General features: G+C 60.7%; 23 protein-coding genes, 1 tRNA gene and 1 pseudogene. 16 read left to right on the top strand and 9 right to left on the bottom strand.

From position 1 onward, the window contains the following. The first annotated feature begins 10 nt into the window (after positions 1-10). The 3 genes and pseudogenes from VWY34_RS10130 to VWY34_RS10140 all read left to right on the top strand — a co-directional run bounded on the left by VWY34_RS10130 (position 11) and on the right by VWY34_RS10140 (position 1608). Positions 11-451, top strand: coding sequence for a c-type cytochrome (locus tag VWY34_RS10130; protein ID WP_340545238.1), 441 nt, complete (start codon positions 11-13; stop codon positions 449-451). Positions 452-517: 66 nt separating this feature from the next. Next, a pseudogene (locus tag VWY34_RS10135) lies at positions 518-1084 on the top strand (IS5 family transposase); the annotation flags it as partial. 110 nt (positions 1085-1194) lie between these two features. Beyond that, entirely contained in the window at positions 1195-1608 is a 414-nt protein-coding gene (locus VWY34_RS10140; RefSeq protein WP_416537353.1) for a hypothetical protein, read from the top strand. A gap of 293 nt (positions 1609-1901) precedes the next feature. Here the strand turns inward: VWY34_RS10140 and VWY34_RS10145 are convergent, their stop codons facing one another. Next, on the bottom strand, positions 1902-2459 hold the full coding sequence (locus VWY34_RS10145; protein WP_416536274.1) for a hotdog fold thioesterase: 558 nt from the start codon (positions 2457-2459) through the stop codon (positions 1902-1904). A 99-nt stretch (positions 2460-2558) separates the two neighbouring features. Next, the gene (metF, locus tag VWY34_RS10150) at positions 2559-3428 is read right to left on the bottom strand and encodes a methylenetetrahydrofolate reductase [NAD(P)H] (RefSeq protein WP_260087554.1); all 870 of its coding nucleotides are present in this window, start codon (positions 3426-3428) and stop codon (positions 2559-2561) included. A gap of 96 nt (positions 3429-3524) precedes the next feature. On the opposite strand from metF, the gene VWY34_RS10155 reads away from it, so the two are divergent. Further along, positions 3525-4430 carry a LysR family transcriptional regulator gene (locus VWY34_RS10155; RefSeq protein WP_260087555.1) on the top strand — a complete coding sequence of 302 codons (906 nt, stop codon included), beginning with the start codon at positions 3525-3527 and terminating at the stop codon, positions 4428-4430. A 180-nt stretch (positions 4431-4610) separates the two neighbouring features. Next, positions 4611-5396, top strand: coding sequence for an inositol monophosphatase family protein (locus tag VWY34_RS10160; protein WP_416544762.1), 786 nt, complete (start codon positions 4611-4613; stop codon positions 5394-5396). Between the two features lie 90 nt (positions 5397-5486). On the opposite strand, the gene VWY34_RS10165 is transcribed toward VWY34_RS10160, so the two are convergent. The 3 genes from VWY34_RS10165 to putA form a co-directional block, all read right to left on the bottom strand. Then, positions 5487-5900: a GFA family protein gene (locus VWY34_RS10165; protein ID WP_416536271.1), complete on the bottom strand. Its 414-nt coding sequence runs from the start codon at positions 5898-5900 to the stop codon at positions 5487-5489. Between the two features lie 40 nt (positions 5901-5940). Beyond that, positions 5941-6717 (bottom strand): rhomboid family intramembrane serine protease, encoded by a 777-nt coding sequence (locus VWY34_RS10170; RefSeq protein WP_340545242.1) that lies wholly within the window; start codon positions 6715-6717, stop codon positions 5941-5943. A 77-nt stretch (positions 6718-6794) separates the two neighbouring features. Then, a complete protein-coding gene (gene putA / locus VWY34_RS10175) occupies positions 6795-10271 on the bottom strand; it encodes a bifunctional proline dehydrogenase/L-glutamate gamma-semialdehyde dehydrogenase PutA (RefSeq protein ID WP_416548942.1) in 3477 nt (1158 codons plus the stop codon). Between the two features lie 136 nt (positions 10272-10407). Between putA and VWY34_RS10180 the strand changes: the two genes are divergently transcribed. From VWY34_RS10180 to VWY34_RS10195, 4 genes are all read left to right on the top strand, one after another. Continuing rightward, positions 10408-10881 (top strand): Lrp/AsnC family transcriptional regulator, encoded by a 474-nt coding sequence (locus VWY34_RS10180; RefSeq protein WP_416536269.1) that lies wholly within the window; start codon positions 10408-10410, stop codon positions 10879-10881. 69 nt (positions 10882-10950) lie between these two features. Continuing rightward, on the top strand, positions 10951-11583 hold the full coding sequence (locus VWY34_RS10185) for a tetratricopeptide repeat protein (protein WP_416544764.1): 633 nt from the start codon (positions 10951-10953) through the stop codon (positions 11581-11583). 144 nt (positions 11584-11727) lie between these two features. After that, positions 11728-11813 (top strand) — tRNA-Leu (locus tag VWY34_RS10190). Positions 11814-11843: 30 nt separating this feature from the next. Continuing rightward, the gene (locus VWY34_RS10195) at positions 11844-12818 is read left to right on the top strand and encodes a glycosyltransferase family 2 protein (RefSeq protein ID WP_416542896.1); all 975 of its coding nucleotides are present in this window, start codon (positions 11844-11846) and stop codon (positions 12816-12818) included. 133 nt (positions 12819-12951) lie between these two features. On the opposite strand, the gene VWY34_RS10200 is transcribed toward VWY34_RS10195, so the two are convergent. Next, positions 12952-15480, bottom strand: a complete 2529-nt coding sequence (locus VWY34_RS10200; RefSeq protein WP_416544765.1) for an ATP-binding protein — start codon at positions 15478-15480, stop codon at positions 12952-12954. 453 nt (positions 15481-15933) lie between these two features. On the opposite strand from VWY34_RS10200, the gene VWY34_RS10205 reads away from it, so the two are divergent. Further along, positions 15934-17301 carry a methyl-accepting chemotaxis protein gene (locus VWY34_RS10205; protein WP_416544766.1) on the top strand — a complete coding sequence of 456 codons (1368 nt, stop codon included), beginning with the start codon at positions 15934-15936 and terminating at the stop codon, positions 17299-17301. Positions 17302-17639: 338 nt separating this feature from the next. Continuing rightward, positions 17640-17822 carry a hypothetical protein gene (locus VWY34_RS10210; protein WP_416544780.1) on the top strand — a complete coding sequence of 61 codons (183 nt, stop codon included), beginning with the start codon at positions 17640-17642 and terminating at the stop codon, positions 17820-17822. A 30-nt stretch (positions 17823-17852) separates the two neighbouring features. Here the strand turns inward: VWY34_RS10210 and VWY34_RS10215 are convergent, their stop codons facing one another. Continuing rightward, the gene (locus VWY34_RS10215) at positions 17853-18611 is read right to left on the bottom strand and encodes an alpha/beta fold hydrolase (RefSeq protein WP_416537361.1); all 759 of its coding nucleotides are present in this window, start codon (positions 18609-18611) and stop codon (positions 17853-17855) included. A 144-nt stretch (positions 18612-18755) separates the two neighbouring features. Here VWY34_RS10215 and VWY34_RS10220 point away from each other — a divergent pair, with 144 nt between their 5' ends. The 4 genes from VWY34_RS10220 to VWY34_RS10235 all read left to right on the top strand — a co-directional run bounded on the left by VWY34_RS10220 (position 18756) and on the right by VWY34_RS10235 (position 20905). Then, positions 18756-19121, top strand: coding sequence for a hypothetical protein (locus tag VWY34_RS10220; RefSeq protein ID WP_340545249.1), 366 nt, complete (start codon positions 18756-18758; stop codon positions 19119-19121). Between the two features lie 66 nt (positions 19122-19187). Further along, positions 19188-19775, top strand: coding sequence for a TetR/AcrR family transcriptional regulator (locus tag VWY34_RS10225; protein WP_416537362.1), 588 nt, complete (start codon positions 19188-19190; stop codon positions 19773-19775). 91 nt (positions 19776-19866) lie between these two features. Next, entirely contained in the window at positions 19867-20544 is a 678-nt protein-coding gene (locus VWY34_RS10230; RefSeq protein ID WP_416544767.1) for a PspA/IM30 family protein, read from the top strand. 76 nt (positions 20545-20620) lie between these two features. After that, positions 20621-20905, top strand: a complete 285-nt coding sequence (locus tag VWY34_RS10235) for a hypothetical protein (protein ID WP_260101729.1) — start codon at positions 20621-20623, stop codon at positions 20903-20905. 81 nt (positions 20906-20986) lie between these two features. Here VWY34_RS10235 and glyA read toward each other — a convergent pair whose 3' ends face one another. Beyond that, complete coding sequence (gene glyA / locus VWY34_RS10240; RefSeq protein WP_340545252.1) at positions 20987-22285, bottom strand: serine hydroxymethyltransferase; 1299 nt, start codon at positions 22283-22285, stop codon at positions 20987-20989. Between the two features lie 169 nt (positions 22286-22454). On the opposite strand from glyA, the gene VWY34_RS10245 reads away from it, so the two are divergent. After that, complete coding sequence (locus VWY34_RS10245) at positions 22455-23216, top strand: NAD kinase (RefSeq protein WP_340545253.1); 762 nt, start codon at positions 22455-22457, stop codon at positions 23214-23216. 424 nt (positions 23217-23640) lie between these two features. On the opposite strand, the gene VWY34_RS10250 is transcribed toward VWY34_RS10245, so the two are convergent. Beyond that, positions 23641-25068 carry an amidase family protein gene (locus VWY34_RS10250; protein ID WP_416544768.1) on the bottom strand — a complete coding sequence of 476 codons (1428 nt, stop codon included), beginning with the start codon at positions 25066-25068 and terminating at the stop codon, positions 23641-23643. Positions 25069-25130 lie beyond the last annotated feature (62 nt).

Raw genomic sequence — 25130 nt, forward strand, 5'->3', positions numbered from 1 at the left:
AGAACTTCTCATGAACAAAATCACCACGATCATTGTTGCTGCGACCTGTGCAGCGGGAGCGACCTATTTCGTACTTCGCAGCGCTGGCGGAAACGATGCGGCCCTGCAGGGTTCCGTTTTGGAATACGGTGCCCCCCTTACGGACGTTCAGCTGCCGCACGACTTGAGCCAGACTGCAGCAATCGGCAAACGCGCCTTTGATGCGGTCTGCGCCGAGTGCCATGGTACGAATGCCGCAGGACGAAACGGGATTGGGCCGCCGCTGGTCCATAACATCTATGAACCATCTCACCATGGTGACGCTGCCTTCCTGCTCGCCGTCCGCAACGGAGTGCGGGCACACCACTGGGATTTTGGCAGCATGCCGCCGCAGCAGGGGCTTACTGATGGCGACGTCAGTGGCATCATCCGCTATGTGCGGGAACTGCAGGAAGCAAATGGTATCCGCTAGCTAGGGTCAGGCCCCATTGATTTCCGCTTGGCTGGATGGTTCACGGTTCGAAAACGAGCGGTGAACATGTCTGATCTTTTCTGGCTGAGGGACGCGCAGGTGGCGCGCCGTGAGCCTTATTCTCCGAAGTCCCACGGCGAACCACGCGTTGATGACGGGCCGGTGCTGAGTGGGATTATCTTCATTAATCGCAGTGGCTTACGATGGCGCGATGCGCCTACAGCATATGGCCCGCAGAACACCCTCTACAACCGTTGGAAGCGGTGGAGCGACAAGGGCATTTTCGCTCGGATGATGGTCGGCTTGGCCGCCGAGGATGGCGAACAGAAGACCGTGATGATCCCCTCTCATTGATTGCTGCGTAATCAACTGCCGGGCAGTGGACGCGACGTATCTGAAGGCCCACCGGACAGCGACCAGCATGGGCGTCAAAAAGGGGGGCGTCGACGTCTGATTGGTCGGACCACGGGTGGCATGAACACCAAGCTGCATGCCATCCGCGATAGCCAGGGCCGACCGCTCAACCTGTTCGTCACGGCCGGTCAGGTCAGCGACTACATTGGCGCACGGGCATCGCTGAGCAGCCTGCCTGATGCCGACCGGCTGCTTGGGGACCGCGGATATGACGCTGATTGATTCAGAGATGTGTTGAAAGACAAAGGGATACGCGCATGTAAAAGGATGCTGCGCGCAGGGCGAAAGCCTGCTATGTGACTTGTTATTAAGGGGAAAATTGTGACTACATGACTGAGCTGAACACAATAGAAGAACATGACGCATTTCTTGTTCGGAAATTGCCTCTTTGGGTGAAGTTACGTTTTGTGCGCCACGAGGCTTGGGTGCTCAAGGTCGCAAGGAGAGTGCCTCTCCTGGCTATATTCGCCTTCGGAACGCTCTGGATTTGGTTCTTTTTACCCATGATCCCTGTTGGCATTCTGTCCGTCCTCCTGCTTGAGAAAACGGGTATTTTCGGAGCAATCGTCAACATGGTTCTGGGCATCGGAGTGTTGGTGCTCTTCGCCCCATGGTTCTTTCGTTGGTATTTTATCTGTGCAGGCTTGATGTGGGGGCGCACCAGGATGGCGCAATCTAAAGAGGATGAGGTTTCAGATCGCATTATGCGGCTCACAAGATCGAAAGCCGCACGAGAAACCTGATGATTGCTTTTCAGCCAAATGGTCGATGCAACTAAGGTTGCAAAGTTGTGGCAATCAATCAGGACTGCAAGCGCTCTTAACCTCCAAAACTATCGAACTGAAAAATAAATGATTCTTGCGGCACAAAACATCTTCGCGGCGGCAAAGATCAAACGCCCAACACGCTTTACAGACATTGCTTGATTTTTTATGCGTTGGCCATAAGAGCCCGGCGCGCTCCCTCTGGGAGCGATCTTTGGGGGAGTTTCCGAACTCCAAGCAGCGCCTGCACCGGAGGGGAAGCGCTTCGGCGCCTAGCCGGCGGTGATCTGCATCACGATGCAGGTTGTGGAGCCGGTGGCATAGAGGCGGCCATCCGCAAGCCCGCGCAACTCACCATGGGCGACACCGGTCGAGCGCCCGACATGGTCGGTCATCCCGATACATTCGATTTCAGTGCCGAGTGGGATGGAACGCAGGATATTTACCTTGAATTCCAGCGTGGTATAGGCTGCTCCCTTCGGTACGCGGGTCATCACTGCGCAGGCCATGGCGCTGTCCAGCAGGGTGCCGTACCAGCCGCCGTGGACCGTGCCCATTGGATTGGTCACAGCAAATTCCGGGGTGCCGCGAAACACCACTTTGCCTGCCTCGACGCTGTGCAGGTGGTAGCCCAGTGTCTCGCCAATGGGCGGACCGGGCAGGCGACCTGCGAGAATGCCCTGCATGAAGTCCAGCCCGGACATGCCGGTGATGTCCTCGGGGCGCAGCAGGTCGTCCGGGCCGGTCGCGCGGCGCAGAGGGGAAGCGGCTGCGGCGGTGGTGGAGGACGTCTTGGCCGACGTTTCGGGCGAACTTATGGGTGAGGTCATGCAGAAATCCTGATCCGGTCGGCAAAGACGATGCCCCTGCCGACAGCGGCAGGGGCGACCAGATCAAAGGCTAGGAGGACAGCGGTGGCAGGACAAGCGCTACGCCACGTTCTCCAGCGAGACCGTTGGTGTGATGCCGAGCGCAAAGCAGACATCGCGGGTCAGCTCGGGCCGGTTCAGCGTGTAGAAATGCAGCTTGTCAACGCCGTTGTCCATCAGATCGGAGCAGAGCTCGGTGCACAGCGCCGTGGCGAGAAGGTCCTCGCGCCCATCGCGGATCGCCTTGTCAAAGGCATCGTCGATCCAGGCCGGAATATTGGTGCCACAGCGTTTGGCAAAATTGCGCGCGCCCTTCCAGTTTTCGATGGGCAGGATACCGGGCGTGATGCGGCTGGTGTCGATCCCGGCCTTGGCGCAGTCATCGCGAAAGCGCAGGAATGTATCGGCTTCAAAGAAGAACTGGGTCAGCGCCTCATCGGCGCCAGCGTCCAGTTTGCGCTTCAGCCAGTCGACATCCGCACGCGCGCTAGTGGCCTCCGGGTGGCGGTCGGGATAGGCGCCGACGCGGATCGAGAACTGATCGCGTTCTGCCAGCGCCGAGATCAGCTCGACCGAATTGGCAAAACCCTCGGGGTGGGGTTCAAACCCGGCGGAGCCTTTTGGCGGATCGCCACGCAGGGCAACGATTTCGCGCACGCCGGCCTCGGCAAACTGGTCGGCAATCTCCATGGTCTCGGATTTGCTGGCGTTCACGCAGGTCAGATGCGCAGCCACATTGAGACCGGAGGATTTATGCAGCGTTGCCACCGCATCGCGGGTCAGGTCGCGGGTGGTGCCGCCGGCCCCATAGGTGACGGAGACAAAGCGGGGCGCCAGCGGCGCCAGTGTCTGAACCGTATCCCAGAGCCGGAAAGAGGCCTCCAGCGACTGCGGCGGGAAGAATTCAAAAGAGATGTCAGGGGTCGTCATTTTCAAAAGCGCTCCGCATGATTTCATCTCTTGTTGCATAGCGTCTATTGTGAAACAATTTCATAATACTCAAGAACAACATGAGCGACACGATAGATGCACATCGAATTTCGTCACCTGCGCACCATCAAGGCCATACATCAGGAAGGCGGGTTGGCGCGGGCGGCCGATCAGCTGAATATCACTCAGAGTGCGCTGAGCCATCAGATCAAGGGGCTGGAGGATCAGGCGGGGGTCGAACTGTTCCTGCGCCGCTCCAAGCCGATGAAACTGTCGGCGGCGGGGCTGCGGCTGCTGCGGCTGGCGGATCAGGTGCTGCCACAGGTGGAGGCGATGCAGGCGGAATTCTCGGCCCTGCGTGACGGAAACACCGGGCGGATGTATATCGCCATCGAATGCCACGCCTGTTTTGAATGGCTGTTCCCCGTGCTGGAGGGGCTGCGCAAGAACTGGGCCGATGTCGATGTCGATATTCGCCCCGGCCTTGCCTTTGACGCGCTGCCTGCATTGCAAAAGGAGGAGGTCGATCTGGTGGTGTCCTCCGATCCAGAGGTGCTGCCGGGAATCGAATTTATCGAGTTGTTTGACTATAAACCGGTTTTTGTTGCCTCGGCGCTGCATCCGCTGGCTGAGAAACCCTATGTCGAGGCCGAGGATTTTCGCGGCGAGACCCTGATCACCTATCCGGTGGACAAGGCACGGCTGGATATCTTCAGCCAGCTGCTGACGCCTGCGGGCGTGGAACCTGCCGGCATCCGGCAGGTGGAGCTGACGGCGGTGATCCTGCTCTTGGTGGCGTCGAACCGGGGTGTTTCGGTGCTGCCGGACTGGGTGGTGCGGGAGGTCAAATATTCCTCCGACTATGTGACCCGGCCGCTGACTTCCAAAGGGATCACCCGCAGGCTTTATGCGGCGATCCGCAGTGAAGATCGTGAAAAACCCTATATGCAGGAGCTGATCCGACTGGCCAAGGTGGAGGCGCGCAGGCTGCAACAGCAGTAGTGCGCGAACACTGGCGGTGGCGCAGGGGGCAGAGCAGGGCATACCCATGCACCAGAGGCATAGCTCTCATGTGTCGTACTGGTGCGTTCAGGCCCCTATTGGGCCTTGGCAAGCGGCAATCAGGCGCGTATAGGCACGGTTTGACCGACATCTCCCCCTTTTCGCTCAGGAGTCTTTCGCATGATTGGCAGCGCAAACCTCAACATCATGATCAAAGCTGCCCGCAAGGCGGGGCGGTCGCTGGTCAAGGATTTTCGCGAAGTTGAAAACCTTCAGGTGTCGAGAAAGGGGGCAGGCGATTTTGTCTCCAAGGCCGATATCGCTGCCGAGAAGATCCTGAAAGAAGAGCTGATAGGTGCCCGCCCCACTTACGGCTGGCTGGCCGAAGAGGGTGGCGAAGAAGAAGGCGCAGATCCGACCCGCCGCTGGATCGTTGACCCGCTGGATGGCACCACCAACTTCCTGCACGGTCTGCCGCATTGGGCGATTTCCATCGCGCTGGAGCATAAGGGCAAGGTTGTCGCCGGTGTTGTGTATGATGCCGCCAAGGACGAGATGTTCTTTGCCGAAAAAGGTGCTGGCGCTTGGATGAATGACACCCGGATCCGGGTCTCGGGCCGTCATCGCATGATCGAGTCGATCTTTGCGACGGGGCTGCCGTTTGCCGGTCGTTCCGACCTGCCTGCGACCCTGCAGGATCTGGCGCGTCTGATGCCTGCCTGCGCCGGTGTGCGTCGCTGGGGCGCGGCTGCGCTGGATCTGGCCTATGTGGCGGCGGGCCGCTACGAGGGCTACTGGGAGCGCCGCCTGAATGCCTGGGATCTGGCTGCGGGTGTGATCATCGTGCAGGAGGCAGGCGGCCTTATCGAAGCGGTGAACCCCGAGGATGATATCCTTACCTCCGGCGATGTGCTCTGCGCCAATGAGTCGATTTACGACAGCTTTGCCAAGGTGATCCGGGGCTGATGCCGCCCCGGTTTTTTCGCTGGATTTGACGTATTGAAACGCGGCCCCTCGGGTCGCGTTTTTGTTTTGCGGCTGATCCGCGGCGTCTGCCTAGCGGTCAGAGGGGTGATTCACCCCGTCGTGCCAGGGAATGTCACCATAGGTTTCGGCGTGGGTGCGCGGGTTGCCACCGTCGATACAGCCCAGATTGATCCCGCATTCTGCCGGATCGGAACGGCGCTGGTGATAGACGTAGATGCCGCATGTCTTGCAGAAATAGTGTTTCGCCGTATGGCTGCCCCAAGTGTAGAGGCTGAGATTTTCGGCGCCTTTGAGAATGGTCAGGCTGGCGGTGCGCGCGGTCACTGCCGCGGCCCCGCGACGGATGCAGAAGGAGCAATTGCAACGGCTGGCTGAGGCGAGCCCGTCAGGCAGCTCGGCTCTGATTACAACGGCGCCGCAATGACAGCTTGCCTGCCAGGGCTGGGCGCCGTTCTGCGGCGTGGCGGAGGTGGATGCGGACATCTGCTGCGGCCCTTTGTTTGAGATTGCGATATCTGGACGGCTACTTGCCCCAGGGGGTGTTGCGCCGGTTGGGGGCGGATGGCCTGCGCTGCACGCGTGGGATGCGGCTGTCGGTATAGCTGACCTCGGGATGAGGTGGATGGCCGTGGGTCTTGCCCCAGTACACCGGCCCGCCGCGCCTGAGCCAGAGCGGTAGTGTCAATACCAGCCCGACGCCGAAACCGCCGGCATGCGCCCAATAGGCGACGCCGCCTGCCTGAGGGTCAGAGCCGATCCCGCCGAGGAACTGCATGCCCAGCCAGACGCCCAGCATGACGAAGGCAGGGATCGAGAAGACGCGGAAATAGATGATCAGGATCAACAGGATATCGACGCGCGCCCGTGGGAACAGCAGTAGGTAGCCGCCCATGACACCGGCAATGGCGCCGGAGGCCCCGACCAGCGGCACCAGCGAGTCCGGGGCACTTGCGACATGGACCAGCCCGGCGCCGATACCGGAAACAAGGTAGAAGGCGAGAAAGGTGAAATGCCCCATCTCGTCCTCCATATTGTCGCCAAAGATCCATAAAAACAGCATGTTGCCGCCCAGGTGCATCCAGCTGCCATGCAGAAAGGTCGAGGTGAGCAGGGTTTTCCAGTCATAGCCTGCCATGATCTCCGCCGGCAGCAACGCATAGGCGTTGTAGAGCGCGGTCAGGCGGCGCGGGCTGTCATAGCCAAAGTAGGTCAGCGCAAAGATCGCGATATTCGCAACCATGAGCGCATAGGTCACATAGGGCGTGCGCCCGGAGGGGTTGTGGTCACGGATTGGAAACATGGGGGAACGCTGGGCCGGATATGGCCCAGCGTCAAGAGTTTAGCCGGATATTGTGCGCATTGGCCTGACGCTCGCGGTCAGGACATCCCGCCAAGCAGGGCTGCGTTGCCGCCTGCGGCGGTGGTGTCGACGCAGACATGTCGTTCGGCCTGTACCCGTGCCACATCCGGCAGGCCGGGGATCAGCGGCAGGATTGGCCCGTTGCGTCGCGCCAGCCCAGTCTCAATCTCGCGCGCGGTTGCCTCATCACCCCACCAGATCACCCCGGAGATGCCCTCTGCGGTCAGAAGCAGGGGCATATCGCAGGGGCCGGTCGCTTCGATCGCGGTGCCGCCGAGCGCGTGAACGGCGCGGGCCTGGGCCGCCACGGCCTGTGGTCCCGGTCCCAGGCAGAGCAGCGGTGGGCGGGCCTGCTGCGACAGGCGGTTCGATTCGCCGGTCGGGCCGGGCAGGCTGGTGGTGGTCTGCTGCATTGGCTGACCTGTTGGCGCGGGCAGGGACACCATCGCTGCTGCACCGGCGGGCCAGCTGTCGGTGCTCTGCTGACGGTCAGGCGCACAGAAACGCGTCATGTAGAAGGGGCCACCGGCCTTGGGACCGGTGCCGGACAGGCCTTCGCCCCCAAAGGGCTGGCTGCCGACGATGGCACCGATCTGGTTGCGGTTCACATAGAGGTTGCCTGCGTGAATACGGTCGCAGACATATTGCACCCGGTCGTCGATCCGCGTGTGCAGGCCAAAGGTCAGCCCATAGCCGGTGGCATTTATATCGTTGATGATCCGGTCGAGATCCTGCGATCTGAAGCGGGCGACATGCAGGACCGGGCCAAAGATCTCCTGTTCCAGCGCGCTGATGCCGGAGACTTCGATCAGGGTTGGCGCCACGAAGGTGCCGCCCTGCGGTGCGGTCAGTTCCTTCAGCACCCGGCCCTCGGCGCGGGCGGTGTCGATATGGGCGAGAATACCGGCGCGGGCGGCCTCGTCGATCACTGGTCCGCTGTCGGTTGCCAGGTGCCAGGGATCGCCAAGCCGCAGGGCATCCATCGCGCCTTTGAGCATTTTCAACACGTTATCGGCGATATCTTCCTGGAGGTAGAGGCAACGCAGGGCCGAGCAGCGCTGACCTGCCGACTGAAAGGCGCTTTCGATGACGGCCTGAACGGCCTGTTCCGGCAGCGCGGTGCTGTCCACGATCATCGCGTTGAGACCACCGGTCTCGGCAATCAGAGGCGCGCCGGGACGCAGGTGCTCGGCCATGGCAGCGCGGATTTTCAGTGCGGTTGCAGTGGAGCCGGTGAAAGCGACGCCGCCGACGCGCGGATCTGAGGTCAGCGCGCCGCCAACAGCGCCGCCGCCGGGCAGCAGCTGCAACGCCTCTTTCGGGACGCCTGCCTCATGCAGCAGCGCGATGGCGCGATGGGCGATCAGCGGGGTCTGCTCGGCCGGTTTCGCGAGCACTGCATTGCCGGTTGCCAGGGCGGCTGCAATCTGGCCGGAGAAAATCGCCAGCGGGAAGTTCCAGGGCGAGATGCAGGTGAACACGCCGACCGGCGGCTCTGCTGGAATGCGGGCGGCGTAGTAGCGCAGGAAATCCACCGCTTCGCGCAGCTCGGCCACACAGTCGGGCAGCGTCTTGCCCGCTTCGCGCGTCAGCAGAGCAAACAGTTCGCCATAATTTGCCTCGTAGAGGTCGGCGGCCCGGTTCAGCACTTCGGCGCGGATGTCGGCGCTGGCTTGCCACGGGGCTGCGGCGCCGAGGGCCGCCTCGATTTCGGCCTGACCGGCGCTGTGCACCTGGCCTACCGTGGTGAGATCAGCCGGGTTGCGTACTGCGTCTTCGGTGGTGCTGGGGCTCGCGGGCGCCTTGGCCAGCAGGGGGGCTGCGGTCCAGCTGTGGCTCTTCCAAGGCGCGCGGGCGGCGTCGATCGCCGCAAGGGTGGGGGCGTGGCCCAGATCGAACCCGGTGGAGTTCGGCCGCTCCGGCTGGAACAGCTCCGGTCCGCTGCGCAGGTTCGCAGTCAGATCCTCGACCTGATCGAAGGGATCGGCGGCGACCACTTCGGGAGGCACGTTTTCATCAACGATCTGGTTCACAAAGGAGCTGTTGGCGCCATTCTCCAGCAGACGGCGGACCAGATAGGCCAGCAGGTCGCGATGGGCGCCAACCGGCGCATAGATCCGGCAGTGGGTGCGGTTCTGTTCCAGCACCATCTGATGCAGGGTCTCGCCCATACCATGCAGGCGCTGAAACTCATAGGCGCCTTTGTCGGTGTCCTTGGCCATATGCAGAATGGCTGCGACGGTATGGGCGTTATGGGTGGCAAACTGCGGGTAGATCCGGTCAGTCATCGACAACAGTTTGCGGGCGTTGGCGATGTAGGACACATCGGTCAGCGATTTATGGGTGTAGACGGGGAACCCATCGACGCCCTCGACCTGGGCGCGCTTTACCTCGGTGTCCCAATAGGCGCCTTTGACAAGGCGGACCATCAGGCGGCGGTCATAGCGGTTGGCCATATCATAGAGGGCATCCAGCGCCACTCCGGTGCGCGGTCCATAGGCCTGCACCACCACACCAAACCCATCCCAGCCAGCAAGCGCGGGATCGGAGATCACCTCTTCGATCACCTCAAGCGACAGGGACAGGCGGTCGGCCTCTTCGGCGTCGACGTTCAGCCCCATGCCGGCGGCCTTGGCCAGCAGCGCCAGCGCCTGCAGGCGCGGCACCAGTTCCTCCATGACGCGGGTTTCCTGCGCCAGTTCGTAGCGCGGATGCAGCGCCGAGAGTTTGACCGAGATACCGGGGTTCTGGCGGATATCCTCGCTGTCGCAGGCGGCGGCGATGGCCGAAATCGCGCGGGAATAGGCCAGGTGATAGCGGGCGGCATCCGCTTCGGTGCGGGCGGCCTCTCCCAGCATGTCGTAGGAATAGGTGTAGCCTTTGGCTTCCATCCCGGCGGCGCGTTTCATGGCCCCTTCAATGGTCTCGCCCAGCACGAACTGGCGACCCATTTCCTTCATCGCGCGGCTGACGGCGGTGCGGATCACCGGTTCGCCCAGACGTTTGATGGCGCCGCGCAGCGCCGAGACCGGGCTGCGTTTTTCGTCAAGCACCTTGCCGGTCAGCATGAGGGCCCAGGTCGACGCATTGACCAAAGAGGAGGTGGATTTGCCCAGATGCTTGCCCCATTCCGACGGCGCGATCTTATCCTCGATCAGCGCGTCGATGGTGTCGGCGTCGGGCACCCGCAAGAGCGCCTCGGCCAGGCACATCAGGGCAACGCCCTCGTCGGTGGAAAGACCGTATTCGGCGAGAAATACTTCCATCAGGCCGGGCGAGGAATGGCCCCGGATGTCGCGCACCAGGGCGGCGGCATTGGCGCAGATGGTGCGACGGTCCGCAGCGCTGAGATCGGCCAGCGCAAACAGCCGGTCGCGCATCTGAGCCTGATCAACATAGGTGCCCGCGTCGATGCGGTAGCGCAGCGCCTCCGCGTGGTCCGCAGTCTGTGCGGAGGACAGGGGGGGCGTGGGCCGGGATTGGGTCGCTGTCATTTTAGGGAACTCTCCGAAGGAACCACAGGTCGTGCCGTGGTTGGTCTATCCGCATATGATATCGCGAAATTGCCGGGACAATCGCCCTATGTTGTGCAATCAATAGGCATAACGCCCAAAAAAGGATCTCAGGACAATGCAAATAGACTTTCCGGGCATGGATCGGTTCGATCAGGCGATTCTGGAGGCGCTTGGAGAGGATGGCCGCATGTCCATCGCGGATCTGGCGCGGCGGATCGGCCTGTCCAAAACGCCGACACAGGCGCGGCTGCGGCGGTTGGAGACCGAGGGCTTCATTACAGGCTATCGGGCGCTGATCGATCCGATCCGGCTGGGCCTGGATCACGTCGCCTTTGTCGAGGTGAAGCTGACCGATACCCGAGAGGAGGCGCTGGCGAAATTCAATGCGGCGCTGGCGCGGGTGCCCGAGATCGAACAGGCCCATCTGATGGCCTCGCATTTCGACTATCTGCTAAAGGTGCGGACGCGGTCGATGTCGGCTTATCGTGCGGTGCTGGGCGAGAAGATTTCGGCGCTGCCGCATGTCGCGTCGACTTCCACCTATGTCGCCATGCAGGCAGTAATTGAGGATAGCGCGCTGCTGCCGTGACCCCCCAAGTCGTGACGTCCACGCGAAATCGTGACTTGTCCGGCGATCGCTTTGCGGCAGAATAGGGGGATGCGACAGTCTTGGATTGCCCCGTTTCTAGCTCTTGGCCTCGCGGCCGCTGCACCCTTTGCTCTGGCCGAGGGGGCGGGCCAGGCGAGAGAAGCCGAGGCGGCCGGGGCCTGTCCTGCCGCACCGGATCACCGTAATGCGGTCGAAGGGCTGATCCGCCGCGTGCAGGCGGCAAGCGATGAGATGACGGCGCAGGCCATTTCCAACCAGTTCTGGCAATATTGGGCAGATGCACCCAATGCTCAGGCGCAGGCGCTGCTGGATCGGGGGATGACCCGGCGCTCGGCCTTTGACTTTCTCGGTGCACTGGAGGCATTTGACAGGTTGGTCGCCTACTGCCCGGATTACGCCGAGGGCTACAATCAGCGCGCTTTTGTCCATTATCTGCGGCGGGATTTTGGCGCGGCGCTAACGGATCTGGATCGCGCAATCGCCCTGTCGCCGCGTCATGTTTCGGCGCTGAGTGGTCGGGCGCTGTCGCTTTACGGGTTGTCGCGCCTGACAGAGGCGCGCCAGGCGCTGGAGCAGGCGCTGGCGCTCAATCCTTGGCTGCCTGAGCGGCATCTGGTGGCGCCGGGTGGTCCATTGGCACCGGAAGGGGCAGGCCCGACGGCGCCTCAAGTGGACCTGTGATCTGTGGGCATTGAGACCCCTGTTTCGCATGACGCGGCGTCCGAAACACCGATGCGGGAAAAATTCCATGATCCGTGAGATATCCCATTGTGCCGCTGCGGCGTCCTCGCTAGGTCTGTGATTGCAACGGGCCAAGCCCGCTGTGCGGACGTGGTGGAATGGTAGACACCGGAGACTTAAAATCTCCTGGCCGTATGGCCGTGCGGGTTCGAGTCCCGCCGTCCGCACCAGTTTCCTCAGTTTGAGATCAGGAGCCTCAGTTGTCTTTTACGCTGGTTGCGACTGCCAAGAATGAGGGGCCCTCGATCCTGGAATGGGTCGCCTACCACAAGATGATCGGGTTTCAGAACATCATCATCTACCAGAACGACTCTGATGATTTTACAGATGAAATTCTGAAAACTCTGCGTGATCTCGGTGAAATTTCCTATTTCTACAATCGGGCTGAACGCGGGCGACATCAGGTCAAAGCCTACAAACGTGCCGCGCGCCAGCCGGAGTTCCGGGATGCGCGATGGGTCCTTGCGCTTGATCTTGACGAGTTTCTCGTCGTTCACACCGGCGCGGGAACCGTCGGCGATCTCATTGATGCCGTGCCGGACTGCGACCAGATCATGGTGAACTGGAAGAAGTTTGGCAGCGCAGGCAGTGCAACCCTGTCGGAGCAGCTGGTGGTGGAGACCTTTTTGCTGGCCGAGGATGACGAACGGGTTGCTACGCATCTGACACCGTTCAAGACGATGTTTGATCCTGCTGCCCATGAGCGGTGCGGCATCCACAGGCCAAATGGCGCGAAGCTTCCCGATGATCAGATCAGAATTTGCAATGGATCCGGCCTGCCGAGCAGCGCCTACGAACATCGCAATTTCAGGGCAAAAGACCCCAGCCTGCGTGCGCTGGCCCAGATCAACCACTACATCACCAAGGACGCGGCGAGTTTTGTTCTGAAGTCGCACCGCGGCAGTGCCCATCAGGCGAACCGGCTGATTGATCGCAAATACTGGCTGCGCCGCAATCACAATGTTCAGGCCGACACACGGCTTGCGGCCAAGGCTGATAGAATCAGGGCGGGTATGGCCGCATTGGATGTGGCGTCGGGCGGGCGGTTGTTTGACCTGCGCAGCAAGGCCATCGCGCTGCATCGCGCCCGGTTTGAGGCGTTGATGAAAGAGGCCGCCTATCGCGAACTCTATGAGTTCTGTCTGGAAAATCAGATGCTGCCGACAGGCGGCTGACCGTTGAGGTCTCTCCTAGATCCGATCGTTTTGCGGCCCATTCGCCGGACGGATTATCAACCCCAAGACCGCAGGAGGGCGTCTGCCGTGGTGTTGCGGAGTAGTTGGATGAGGGCGTAAGCCGAGGCTGGCGTCAGGAGTTGGTGCCGTCCTTGGTCTGATCCTGCGGTGCCGCGCGTTCGGCTTGCACGGCGGCGATGGTTTCCAGCAGCAGCGGCTTGCGGATCGGTTTTTGCAGAAAACGGTCCATCCCGGCATCCAGGCAGGCGCGGCGATCGCTGTCAAACGCATTGGCCGTCAATGCGATGATCGCGGGCTGGGCCATGTCGCTGGCGCGGATCTGGCGGGTTGCAGTCAGGCCATCGACCTCGGGCATCGACATATCCATCAGGATGATGGCGGGTTGATGGTCGCGGCACATATCTACCGCTTCGCGTCCATTTTCGGCTTCGATCACCTTCAGCGGCGTGTCGGCCAGGAATTTCAGGATCAGCAGGCGGTTGGTGCGGTTGTCATCAGCCAGCAGCAATACCCCCGGACCAAGCTGCGGCTGGGAGGTTTCCCTGCTGATCTGGGGCGGGACGATGGGGGCCGTGCGGGCAGCTGAAAGGCGGATTTCCAAGCGGAAGCAGGCGCCGTTGCCGGCGCTGGATTGCAGGCTGATACCGCCGCCCATGCGCTGTGCGAGAATATTGGAGATGGTCAGCCCCAGACCGGTTCCGCCATAGTGGCGTGTGGTTGCGGCATCGGCCTGCGAAAACCGCTCAAATACGTGTTTGGCCTGATCTTCGGAGATGCCAATGCCGGTGTCCACCACGTCGATAAAAATATGATAGGGATCCTTTGCTCCGCGACTGACGTGCAGGGCGACACTGCCATCGTGGGTGAATTTCACCGCATTGCTCAGCAGGTTGACCAGGATCTGGCGCAGCCGACCGTCATCGCCATGGACCTGTTCGGGCAGGTCATGGGCAAAGCTCTGGGTAAAGGATAGCCCCTTTTCGCGCAGCTTCGGCCTGAGCACATCGACGGCGCCGTCGACGCATTTGCGCAGGTTGAAATCGACCGTGCTGATTTCCATCTTTCCGGCCTCGAGCCGGGACAGATCCAGGATGTCGTTGATGATTTTCAACAGCGCGACTGAGGAATCACGGATGGTTTCGACACATTGCTCCTGTTCCTCCGACAGCGGGCTCTCAGCGAGGATGTCGGACATGCCGATGATCCCATTCATCGGCGTGCGGATCTCGTGGCTCATATTGGCGAGGAATTCGGTTTTTGCCTGATCGGCCTTTTCGGCGGATTGTTTGGCCTGGGTGAGTTGGGCGTTGCGATGGGTCAGCTGCTGGTTCGCGCGCTTCAACTCGTTGTTCAACTCAACATCGCGGGTGACATCCCATTCGACACCGATCATCCGGTTGCGCCCCCGTCGATCACGGAACGAACAGCCCATGGCCCGGATATTCTTATGAGTGCCATCTTTCAGCTCGATGCAGAAATCGACCGAGTGGTTGTTGCCATTGCGCAGCGCCTCCTGGAAGCCGCTAATAATGCGATCGCGATCCTTGGCGTGCAGAAACGATCGCCAGAGCGACAAAGGCACTTCACCGGCTTCGGCAGGGTCCCCGTAGAGTTCACGCATCCGGCGGTCCCAGAGGGCGTTGTCAGAAGTCTCGTCTATTTCCCAGATGCCGATTTTCGAGGTTTCAACAGCCATTTCGAGACGGCGCGAGAGCGCCTCCAGATCACGTTCGCGCCGTTTGAGTGTCTGGATCACCGAACGCCGCGCTGCGGACAGGCGACCGGCGAGCGCGGTTGGAAACAGAATGAAGGCGCCGGCCAGCAGAACGGTGAACCGCAGTTGCCACTGGTTGTCTGCATGGGCGGGCCAGCCACCTTTGGGCCGGGCAGCCAGCTGCCAGGTGCCTACGGGCAGGACAATGTCCATCAGGACCGGGTTGTCCTTCAGTATGCTCGGGTCACCGTAGAACTGCTCGCCCTCGGCACCCCTGCCGTCTTTGCCGACCAGCGCCACGTCGATCATAAGATCCGGGTTGTTGAGCCCCCCTTGGGTATAGATGGCATCGACATCAATCACCGCCGAGAGAATGCCCCAGAATGATCTGGTCGCTTGCGGGCCCGCGAAGATCGGAAAGCGGGCGATCATACCGCGACCGCCCTGCAGCAGGTTGACCGGTCCGGCAAGGACAAGGTCGCCGCTGTCGCGTGCGCGGAGCGCCGCAGCACGCTGGGCTTCATTCTTGCGGTAGTCCAAGCCAATTGCAGCCTCGTTACCCGCAATCGGATACATCAGGCGGATCACCAGATCCGGCGCCGCGGCGATGTTGCGCAGACTTGCTTCATCAGCAATCAGTTGTGACGCCAGCTCGGCAAAGCGCCGCTGCGTCATGTCGGGTTCGGTCGAGAGGACCGCCTGCAGCCCGCGCACCAGCTGGATATCGGCTGACAGGTTTCCCTCGATCCGGGCGCGGATCAGCCCCGCCTCATATTGAACATCCGCCCGCAGCTTCTGTTCATAGATTGTGTCATTCTGGGACTCGGCAGACAGCCCGGCCGCCACGATCACCACAAAGGCGACCAGGGTCGGAAGATAGGTCCGATTGTTCAGCGCCTGGATCCATGCTTTGGGCCGAAAACTCATGAAGGCTACACCGGTGGTTATCGTTTACTGCAATCTAGGGTCATTTCTGTCGCAAAACTGTTCAGCCAGTATTAACAATACTCGGTCTTTTCCGCTTTAGGCGATTTTTGTGAATTCAGGTCGCGCGCAAGATGCTCTGTATAGGGGCGTTCTGGGAGTGTATCCTTGATTAATATCAAATTGTGTTCATTTCCGGCTGGCGGTTCGTCAGAAGTCTCACCACCTTGGGTTGAGGGTGCGGCAAGAGTGTTCCTTATGGCGTTAAAACTGGCCGTATCCTTCAGTTGCAGGGCGTATATTAAATAATTGATATTATTCCGAAAAATCATGATTCTGGTTTGCTGGCCATCGGCTTTCGATCATGCTGGCATCGCTCCCTCGGGTTAATGTTTGAGCAATGTCTCTTGGGTATTGAATTTCTAGTGAACTTTCAATGTTAGGCCGAGGGTAAAGATGTTTTTCAAGAGAGACGCAAAGAAGAAGTCGGCAGAGTCGACGATGCAGCAGTCGGTCATGGACATGATCGACCGGACGCAGGCGATGATCCAGTTTGAACCTGATGGGACCATCATCGAAGCCAATGCCAACTTCCTTGGCGCGATTGGCTACCCTCTTGAGGAAATCCAAGGCAAACATCATTCGATGTTCGTGGACCCGGACTATGCCCGCAGCGAGGCCTATGCGGAGTTCTGGCGGGATCTTGCGGCTGGCAAGGCGTTTACGGATCAGTTTCCGCGTGTTGCCAAATCGGGCAAGACGATCTGGATCCAGGCCACCTACGCCCCTGTACTGGACAGCGAAGGCAAGACGATCCGCGTGATCAAGCTGGCCTCCGATATCACTGCGCGTCAGAACTGTGTTGAGGAAATCTCCAGAGCGCTGGAAGCGCTGAGCGACGGCGACCTCAGCTACCGTGTACCAACAAGTGATCTGCCGGATATGCGAGTGCTTTGCGATGCGTTCAACAAGGCGCAGGACACCTTGATGGGCGCGGTTGAAACGGTGAAAGCTGTGGCCGAGGCCGTCGGCAGTACCGCCTCTGAGATCAGCCAATCCTCCAGCGAATTGTCGCATCGCACCGAAACCCAGGCCGCAACCCTGGAAGAAACGGCAGCGGCGATTGAGGAGCTGACCTCGACCGTGCGCTCGGCCGCTGATGGCGCCCGCGAGGTCGAGGAAATTGTAAGCAACGCCCGCGTCACCGCCGAAGAAAGCGGTGAGGTGGTGAATAGTGCGGTCACGGCCATGTCGCAGATCGAGGAATCATCCGGCAAGATCTCCCAGATCATCTCGGTCATTGACGACATTGCGTTCCAGACCAACCTGCTTGCACTGAACGCCGGCGTTGAAGCCGCGAGAGCAGGCGAGGCAGGGCGCGGGTTTGCCGTTGTGGCCTCCGAAGTGCGGGCGCTGGCGCAGCGGTCCTCTGATGCGGCGGGCGAGATCAAGCAATTGATCACCGAAAGCTCGCAATATGTTGGCAATGGCGTGAAACTGGTGAGCCGGGCAGGGGAAGAGCTGCAAAAGATCATCGGCAGCGTCAGCACGATTTCCGGCCATGTCAGCCAGATCGCAACCGGCGCCGCCGAGCAATCGGTCACGCTGGTGGAAATCAACACGGGCGTCAGCCAGCTGGATCAGGTGACCCAGCACAATGCTGCGATGGTTGAGGAGGCGACGGCTGCCAGCCAGACGCTGTCCAACGACGCCAATGAGCTGACCCGCCAGATCTCCATCTTCAAGACCGGTTCGGGCGGGCAGAACATCGTGTCCTTCGCAAATGGTGGCGCTGGCGGCTATGGTGCGCGGGCTACCGGCTAGGGCCTGACATAAATGCGGCAGACCTGGGGTTGAGCTGGTCCGACCACTGCTGCGTCACAAGCGATGATATCTGGGGGCACGTCTGTACCAATGGCCCCCGGCAGGCCACCGTCGTACCGCGAGAGCAGGTGCGGCGGTTGTCCGTTTTGGATGTACGCAGGTTCCTGATCAGGCGCGTCCGGCCTGATGATCGTTTCGGGCTGCATCGAAACACAGATTTCCCGATCGGCCAAACCGTCATGGAGAACCTGATCAGGATCAAAGACGATCGAGCGGTCGCAATGGTCTAAGGGGGCAGTTCTAAATGACATCTGCCAACCATGACCGGAGTGACCGACATGATCCGCCTAGCGTCCATTCTCTATTCCCTGATCGGCAGCAGCCTTGCCGGCGCTGGTGTGATCGCGGTGCTGGTCGCCGGTCACGTTTCGGTGGTTGCCATCCTTATGGCGGCGGCCATCGGTGCTGTTGCTGGCCTGCCGGTGTCCTATCTCGTGGCGCGTCGTCTGTATCAGGGATGATTCCTGGTCGGTCTGGCGCGGTATCCCCGGTCAGGCGTCAAAGAACCCGCGGGCTGTGGCAACAAATGCGCGCGGGTTTTCTGCATGAAGCCAATGGCCGCAGTCCGGAAGCTTGGCGAAATGCGACTGGCTGAAGCGGGCTTTGATCAGAGGGCGGTGCTCGGCGAGGACATAGTCGGATGCAGCGCCGGAGAGAAACAGCGTGGTGCCGTCCCATTGCGCCTCGGTCTCGGGAAAGCCCATGATCTTGGGCATATCACGTTCCAGCGTGTCCAGGTTCAGCCGCCAGCGTTTGTTGGGCAGGTCAAGCGACTGAGTGAAGAAGCTCTGCAAAGCTTTTTCGACCCCCAGTTCTGCCAGCTGGGCCTCCGCATCGGAGCGCCGCTCAACCCGTGACAGATCGACCTGACGCATGGCGTGGATGAACTGGATCTGGCTATGGCCATAGGCGACCGGGGCGATGTCGGCGACCAGGAGACGGCGCAACGCGTCAGGGTGATTGAGCGCGAGTGTCATCGCTGCCTTGCCGCCCATCGAGTGGCCGATCATATCGACCGGACCGCCGTGCTGCTCGATGACCTCGGCAAGGTCGCTGGCCAGATCGAGATAGCTGTGGCTCTCCGTCCAGGGGCTGTTGCCGTGGTTGCGCATATCGACGGCGATGACCTCGCGATCATCGCAGAGCCGCTTGGCAATCGCGCCCCAGTTGCGGGCGGATCCATAGAGCCCATGCGCGATCATCAAGGTGGGTTTATCAGTCGGGGCGCCATGGCGGATGGTGTTCAGCATGTCCCCGTGATAGCGCCCGATCACGGCGGTCGCCAGTCCCTTTGCGCGGGGGATTGCCCCAATCCTGACCAGAGCCGCCCAGCCATTGAGCGTCGGGCCTGGCCCGGCTAAGATGCGCGAAACTCCTCATACTTCGGGCAGCCCATGGCAGAGACACTTCTGAAAGAGATCGAACAGGTTCAGGATCTGCTGAAGGACCGTGAACAGGCGGGCGGGGATCTCTCTGCGGCGTTGAACCGGGCGCGGCGACGGCTGCCCCGACGGATTTACCAGCAGGGGCTGCGACTGGCAGAGGCACAGCATCTTCTGGCGCATCCGAAACTGGCGCTGACGGTGGATCACGAACCGCTGCAACGCGCGGCGCGCGAGGTGAGCAAACATCTGAAATCCATTGATCTGGCCGATCGGCGACGGGGGCGGATACTGGACATCGTTGCGACGATGGCATTTTCACTGATCGTTGTTGCGGTGCTGCTGGTGGTGGTGCTGCGCTGGCGGGGTTTTATCTGATTGCTCTTTTGTTTGCCTGTCTGAGGCGATAACTTGAACGTGGTTCAAGATTGAGGGGCAGAGCAGATGGCGAGCAAGGCCGAAATCCGCAAGCAAGAGTTGCGCGAAAAGCTGGTGGCGGCGGCTGAGATCCGCATTCGCCGCGACGGGGCAGGGGCGCTGCGGGCACGTGATCTGGCGACCGATGCAGGCTGTGCAGTTGGGGCCATCTACAACGCTTTCGACGACATGAATGCCATCGTGATGGCTGTAAACGGGCGGACTTTTCAGGCGCTGGGGCAGGCGGTGCAGCGATCGCTGGTTGGCGCGCAGACGCAGGCGCCAACGGACCGGCTGATCCTGATGAGCCACGCCTATCTGGGGTTTGCGGCTGAAAACACGCGGCTCTGGCGGGCCTTGTTCGATGTTCGGGCGGAGGAGGCCGAGGTGCCCGACTGGTACAGGGCGGCGCTGGAGAAACTATTTGCCAATATTGCCGCGCCTGTTGCCGAGATTTTTCCTGATAAGGCGCCTGAGGATCTGGCGCTCATGGTGCGGGCGCTGTTCTCGGCGGTGCATGGAATCGTGCTTCTGGGGCTGGAGAACCGGATCTCCGGGGTTCCGATCGCCAAGATCGAGCGGATGATTTCCGAGGTATTATCGCGACTTGCATGATTTTCTGAACGTTGTTCAAAATAATCCTTGAACAACGTTCAGGTTTTTTCTATACCAGATTTATGAACGCTGTTCAGATTTGGAGGATGTGATGTTTGCAACGATTAAGACCCTGATCCGAGGCATTGATGCCCGTGCCGAGGAACGGTTGAGCGACACCTATGCGATTGACCTGATCGACCAGAAGATCCGCACCAGCGAAGCAGATCTGACCCGTGCGAAGCAGGTTCTGGCCGGGTTGATCCAGAAGTCCCGTATGGAAACCCGGCAGCTGGATGCGGTGACGCTGCGGATTGCGGATCTGTTGGAGCGGGCGCAGGCAGCGCTGACAGAGGGGCGGGAGGATCTGGCCCAGACAGCTGCCGCCGCGATTGCCGAACTGGAGAATGAACAGGCCATGCGCCGCCGTACCGTCGATATGCTGGAGCAGCGCAGCCTGCAATTGCGCCAGTCGGTCGAGGCCAGCCATCGTCGCCTCATGGATCTGAAACAGGGCGCCATCGCGGCCCGCGCCACCCGCAAGGCGCAACATGCGCATGGCGGCATGGCCCGTATCGCCGGTTCCGGTGACACGCTGGGAGAAGCCGAAGCTCTGATCAATCGGGTGATGTCTGCCGAAGATCCCTTTGAACAGAGTGCGATCCTCAAAGACATCGAAACCGGGCTGAGCCATGGCTCGGTGGCCGACGATCTGGCTGATGCAGGGTTTGGGAAGCCGACCCGCAGTACTGCTGCCGATGTGCTGGCACGGCTGCACGCAAAAGCCTGACACAACACGTATAGGGCCGATGCGCCCGATATCTGATTGACCTCAACACCACCTATGACCAACCGGGAGAAACCCAATGACAAACACACGCAACGACAACAACCTGATCATCACTCTCAACGTGGCCGGTGTGGCCGTGGCTTACGGGATGCTGGGCATTTCGCTCTGGCTGTCGACCGATGTGCCGCTTGCGACCAAAGGGTTCTGGGGCATGGGGATCATGCTTCTGACGCTGAGCCTGATCAATGTTGTGAAATACCGTTTTGATATCCGGTCCAGCGAGGATCGCATCCGCCGTATCGAAGAGGCGCGTAATGAGAAGATGCTGGAGGAGGCTCTGGCAGAGACCAAATCGCTCTGATCCCAGTGGGCAGAGATCATGAATAGAAAACCGCCGCGCGCCATGGGCCCGCGGCGGTTGTTGTTTGTTTCCGCGAACGGATCAGTGGTTCGGGTAGAGCGGGAAGCGGGCGCAGAGGGCGGCCACTTTCTCGCGTACCGATGCCTCAACAGCGGCGTTGCCATCTTCACCATTGGCTGCCAGGCCGTCGACCACCTCGATGATCAGATCCGCAATCTCGCGGAATTCGGCTTCACCAAAACCACGGGTGGTGCCTGCCGGGGTACCGAGACGGATACCGGAGGTCACGGTCGGCTTCTCCGGGTCAAACGGAATGCCGTTCTTGTTGGTGGTGATATGGGCGCGGCCCAGAGCCTTGTCCACGATATTGCCGGTCACGCCTTTCGGGCGCAGGTCGACCAGCATCACATGGGTGTCGGTGCCGCCAGTGACGATGTCCAGACCGCCCTTGATCAGCTGATCGGCCAGCGCGACGGCATTGGCCCGCACCTGCTTCTGGTAGTCTTTGAACTCGGGGCGCAGTGCTTCACCGAATGCGACGGCCTTGGCGGCGATCACATGCATCAGCGGGCCACCCTGGATGCCGGGGAAGATCGCGGAGTTCACTTTCTTGGCGATATCGGCGTCATTGGTCAGAATCATGCCACCGCGCGGACCGCGCAGGGTCTTATGCGTGGTGGTGGTCGCAACATGGGCATGGGGGAAGGGCGAGGGGTGTTCACCCGCCGCAACCAGACCGGCGAAATGCGCCATGTCGACGTGCAGATAGGCGCCAACCTTGTCCGCGATCTCGCGGAAGCGGGCAAAGTCGATCACCCGCGGAATGGCGGAACCACCGGCGATGATCAGCTTGGGCTGATGCTCCAGCGCCAGCGCTTCGACCTGATCATAGTCGATCAGGTTGTTGTCTTCACGCACACCGTAGTGGATGGCGTTGAACCATTTGCCAGACTGGTTGGGACGCGCACCGTGAGTGAGGTGACCACCAGAGGCGAGGTCCATCCCCAGGATGGTGTCGCCGGGCTGGATCAACGCCTGGAACACACCCTGGTTGGCCTGCGAACCGGAGTTGGGCTGAACGTTTGCAAATTCGCAGTTGAACAGCTGTTTTGCGCGGTCGATGGCAAGATTTTCTGCAACATCAACATATTGGCAGCCACCATAGTAGCGACGCCCCGGGTAGCCTTCGGCGTATTTGTTGGTCAGAACGGAGCCCTGAGCCTCCATCACGGCGGCGGAAACGATGTTCTCCGATGCAATCAACTCAATCTCGTCGCGCTGACGGCCGAGCTCATCCGTGATCGAGCCGAACAGCTCCGGGTCGCGCTCTGCGAGGGATTGGGTAAAAAAACCGGGGTCGCGGGAGGTGGTCTCGGTCATGATGACACTCCATCAGTTGGCGTAGTATTCGAGAGATTTCCTATCGGAAACACCTAGGCCCCGAAAGCCCGGAATGCGACGAAATCCCCGCTGAGAGCGGCAAGACTGGCAATCTTGGGAAAGCTGTGATTGTTTCGGAACGAATTGCGTAACACCGGAAACAGATTTGATGACAATGAGAATCGCCTTTCTGGCCAGCCGGGCTCCGGTGGCGCAGTCAGCTCAAGCCGAGATGGTCGCACGCTACGGAAACGTGCCCAAGGAAGAGGCGGATGTGATCGTTGCGCTTGGCGGCGATGGCTTCATGCTCGACACGCTGCACGACACGATTGATCTGTCGGCGCCGGTCTATGGCATGAACCGGGGCACCATCGGCTTTTTGATGAATGAATATGGCGTCGTTGACCTGATCGCGCGGCTGATGGCAGCCGAGGAAGAGATTATTAACCCGCTGTCCATGGTCGCACTGGATGCAGAAGGGCAGACGCATCGGGCTCTGGCTATCAATGAGGTTTCATTGCTGCGGGCCGGTCCGCAGGCAGCCAAGCTGAAGATCTCTGTTGATGATCGTCAGCGTATGGCGGAACTGGTCTGTGACGGGGCGCTTGTATCAACGCCAGCGGGGTCGACGGCCTATAATTATTCGGCGCATGGTCCCATTTTGCCCATCGGTTCGGATGTGCTGGCATTGACCGCAATCGCCGCCTTTCGTCCGCGCCGCTGGCGCGGTGCCTTGCTGCCCAGCAATGCAACAGTGCGGTTTGATGTGCTGGAACCTGAGAAACGGCCCGTGATTGCGGCCGCGGATTCCGTTTCTTTTGCCAATGTTGTTCAGGTTGAGATCGCAACCCAGACCAGGATCCGCCACAAGATCCTGTTCGACCCCGGCCATGGGCTGGAGGAACGGTTGATTTCGGAGCAATTCACCTAAGGTAGATGGCCATTGCCCGGGGTGGATCACGTGTTTGTGATCGCAAGGATCGCGTTTTTGTGCGATAATCGAACTCTAGACAAGGCCGATGCCAGCGGTGACAGCCAAAGGGCATAGCGCTCTCAAGAAGAGAGGCGCAGGATCTACCGGGATGGCCATCGGCCCCTATATTTTAAGCAGCTAAGATTTTGCTTCAGCCGGACTGTGCGGGTATTGATCCGTACGCGTTTGGATCCGCGAAGGCGGGAAACGCCGGGGCGATGGTCCCGCAACCTTCGTGAGATGTTTGTGAACGAGTATCCGGTGGTATCGGAAAATCCGGGGGTCGGTGTGAGCCGGGTCCCGGGTTTCCTTATCCGCGAGCGTTTTGGTTTCCCGCAGTTCTTTTCGCGCACCCATAGTGTCCGACCATCTGCCAGCCGGGTTAGAGCTGCTCCCACAGTCTGTCACACATGCGCCCGATCCGATCCTCAATGGCGATACAGGCATCCACTGCCATGTCCTCGCGCCAGCGCGACGCTGCGATCTGCACATTGATCGGCTGCGATCCTGAGGGCAATTTGGCAAGGCGGCTGGGAACCGAGGCCGCAGGCAGGCCGAGGAAGTTCATCGCATAGGAATAGACAGCACAGCCCAGCACTTCATGCACGCCTGCCGCCCCTTCGGTGTCGCGGTCGGGTTTGAAAAATGGTTGCGGCAGGAACGGGGTCAATACCAATGGGTAGCGCTGCATGAAGAGCGACCAGTCACGCGCGTATTGCGTGCGTCTGGCCATCATCTGCAACAGCTCGACGCCGGCAAAGGGCGGGAATTCCTCAAAATAGACTGCAAAGATATCCCGCACCGTTTGCGACCCGGCTGCGTCAACATCGTCTTTCATCAGGGCATAGACCTCGCCCATTAACGCGCGGTACCCTGTGCGCCCGGCATCGAAGACATCGGGGAGCAGGGTTTCCTCGACGATATAGCCTGCATCCAGCAGGGCTGCGCGCGCGTCATCCAAGGCGGCCTCCACCTGCGGGTGGAGTTCGTAGCCGTAGGTCTCCTTGGAAAAGGCGACGCGGATTGGGCCTTCGGTGGCCTGACCGTGCCAGGGCATCGGCACGTGGAAGGGATCGCGAGGATCGGGCGCAATAAGGCTGGGCATCGACAGATGCAGATCCCGTGCCGTGCGGGTGATCAGCCCCTGTACGGACATATTCTGCGCCAGTATTCCACGCTCTGCGCTTTGGCTGGGGTTCCAGGCAGGCACGCGGCCAAGGCCGGGTTTGACGGTTACCGCGCCATTGGCAGCGGCGGGAAAACGTAAGGAGCCGCCGATGTCATTGCCATGGGCCAGCGCGCCGATCCCGGCCATCACCGCCGCACCGGCCCCGCCGGAGGAGCCGCCAGGCGAGATATGGCGCCCCCAGGGATTGTGCGTGCGCCCAAAGAGCGGGTTGTCAGTGTCGGCGCGAAAGGAGAACTCAGGCGTGTTGGTGCGACCAATCACGACGGCCCCTGCATCCTGGAGGTTCTTCACCACCGGCGCATCATCCGGCGCGATCAGGTCCTTCAGCGCGGTCACACCGTTGGAGGTGGAGTGGCCCTTCTGATCGACGTTGATCTTGATGGTGACTGGCACACCGTGCAGCGGACCGGGCGTGGCACCCGCATTGCGCGCCTTGTCCAGCGCTCTGGCCCGCTCCAAGGCGTCACTGCCCAGATCCTCGACAACGGCATTCAGATCGGGATTGACCGCTGCCATGCGGTTGATGGAGGCGGCAACGGCGGCTTCGGCGGTCAGATCTCCCGCTCGGGTGTGCTGTGCCAGTTCCGTTGCGCTCAGGCGCCAGATGTCGATGTGTGTCATATACATGCCTCCTTCCCGGCAGGGTAGGCGGGCACGACCGAGTTGCAAGGAAAACCGCGCGG

The sequence above is a fragment of the Phaeobacter sp. JH20_02 genome (genome assembly GCF_048056915.1).
Lineage (GTDB): Bacteria > Pseudomonadota > Alphaproteobacteria > Rhodobacterales > Rhodobacteraceae > Phaeobacter > Phaeobacter bryozoorum.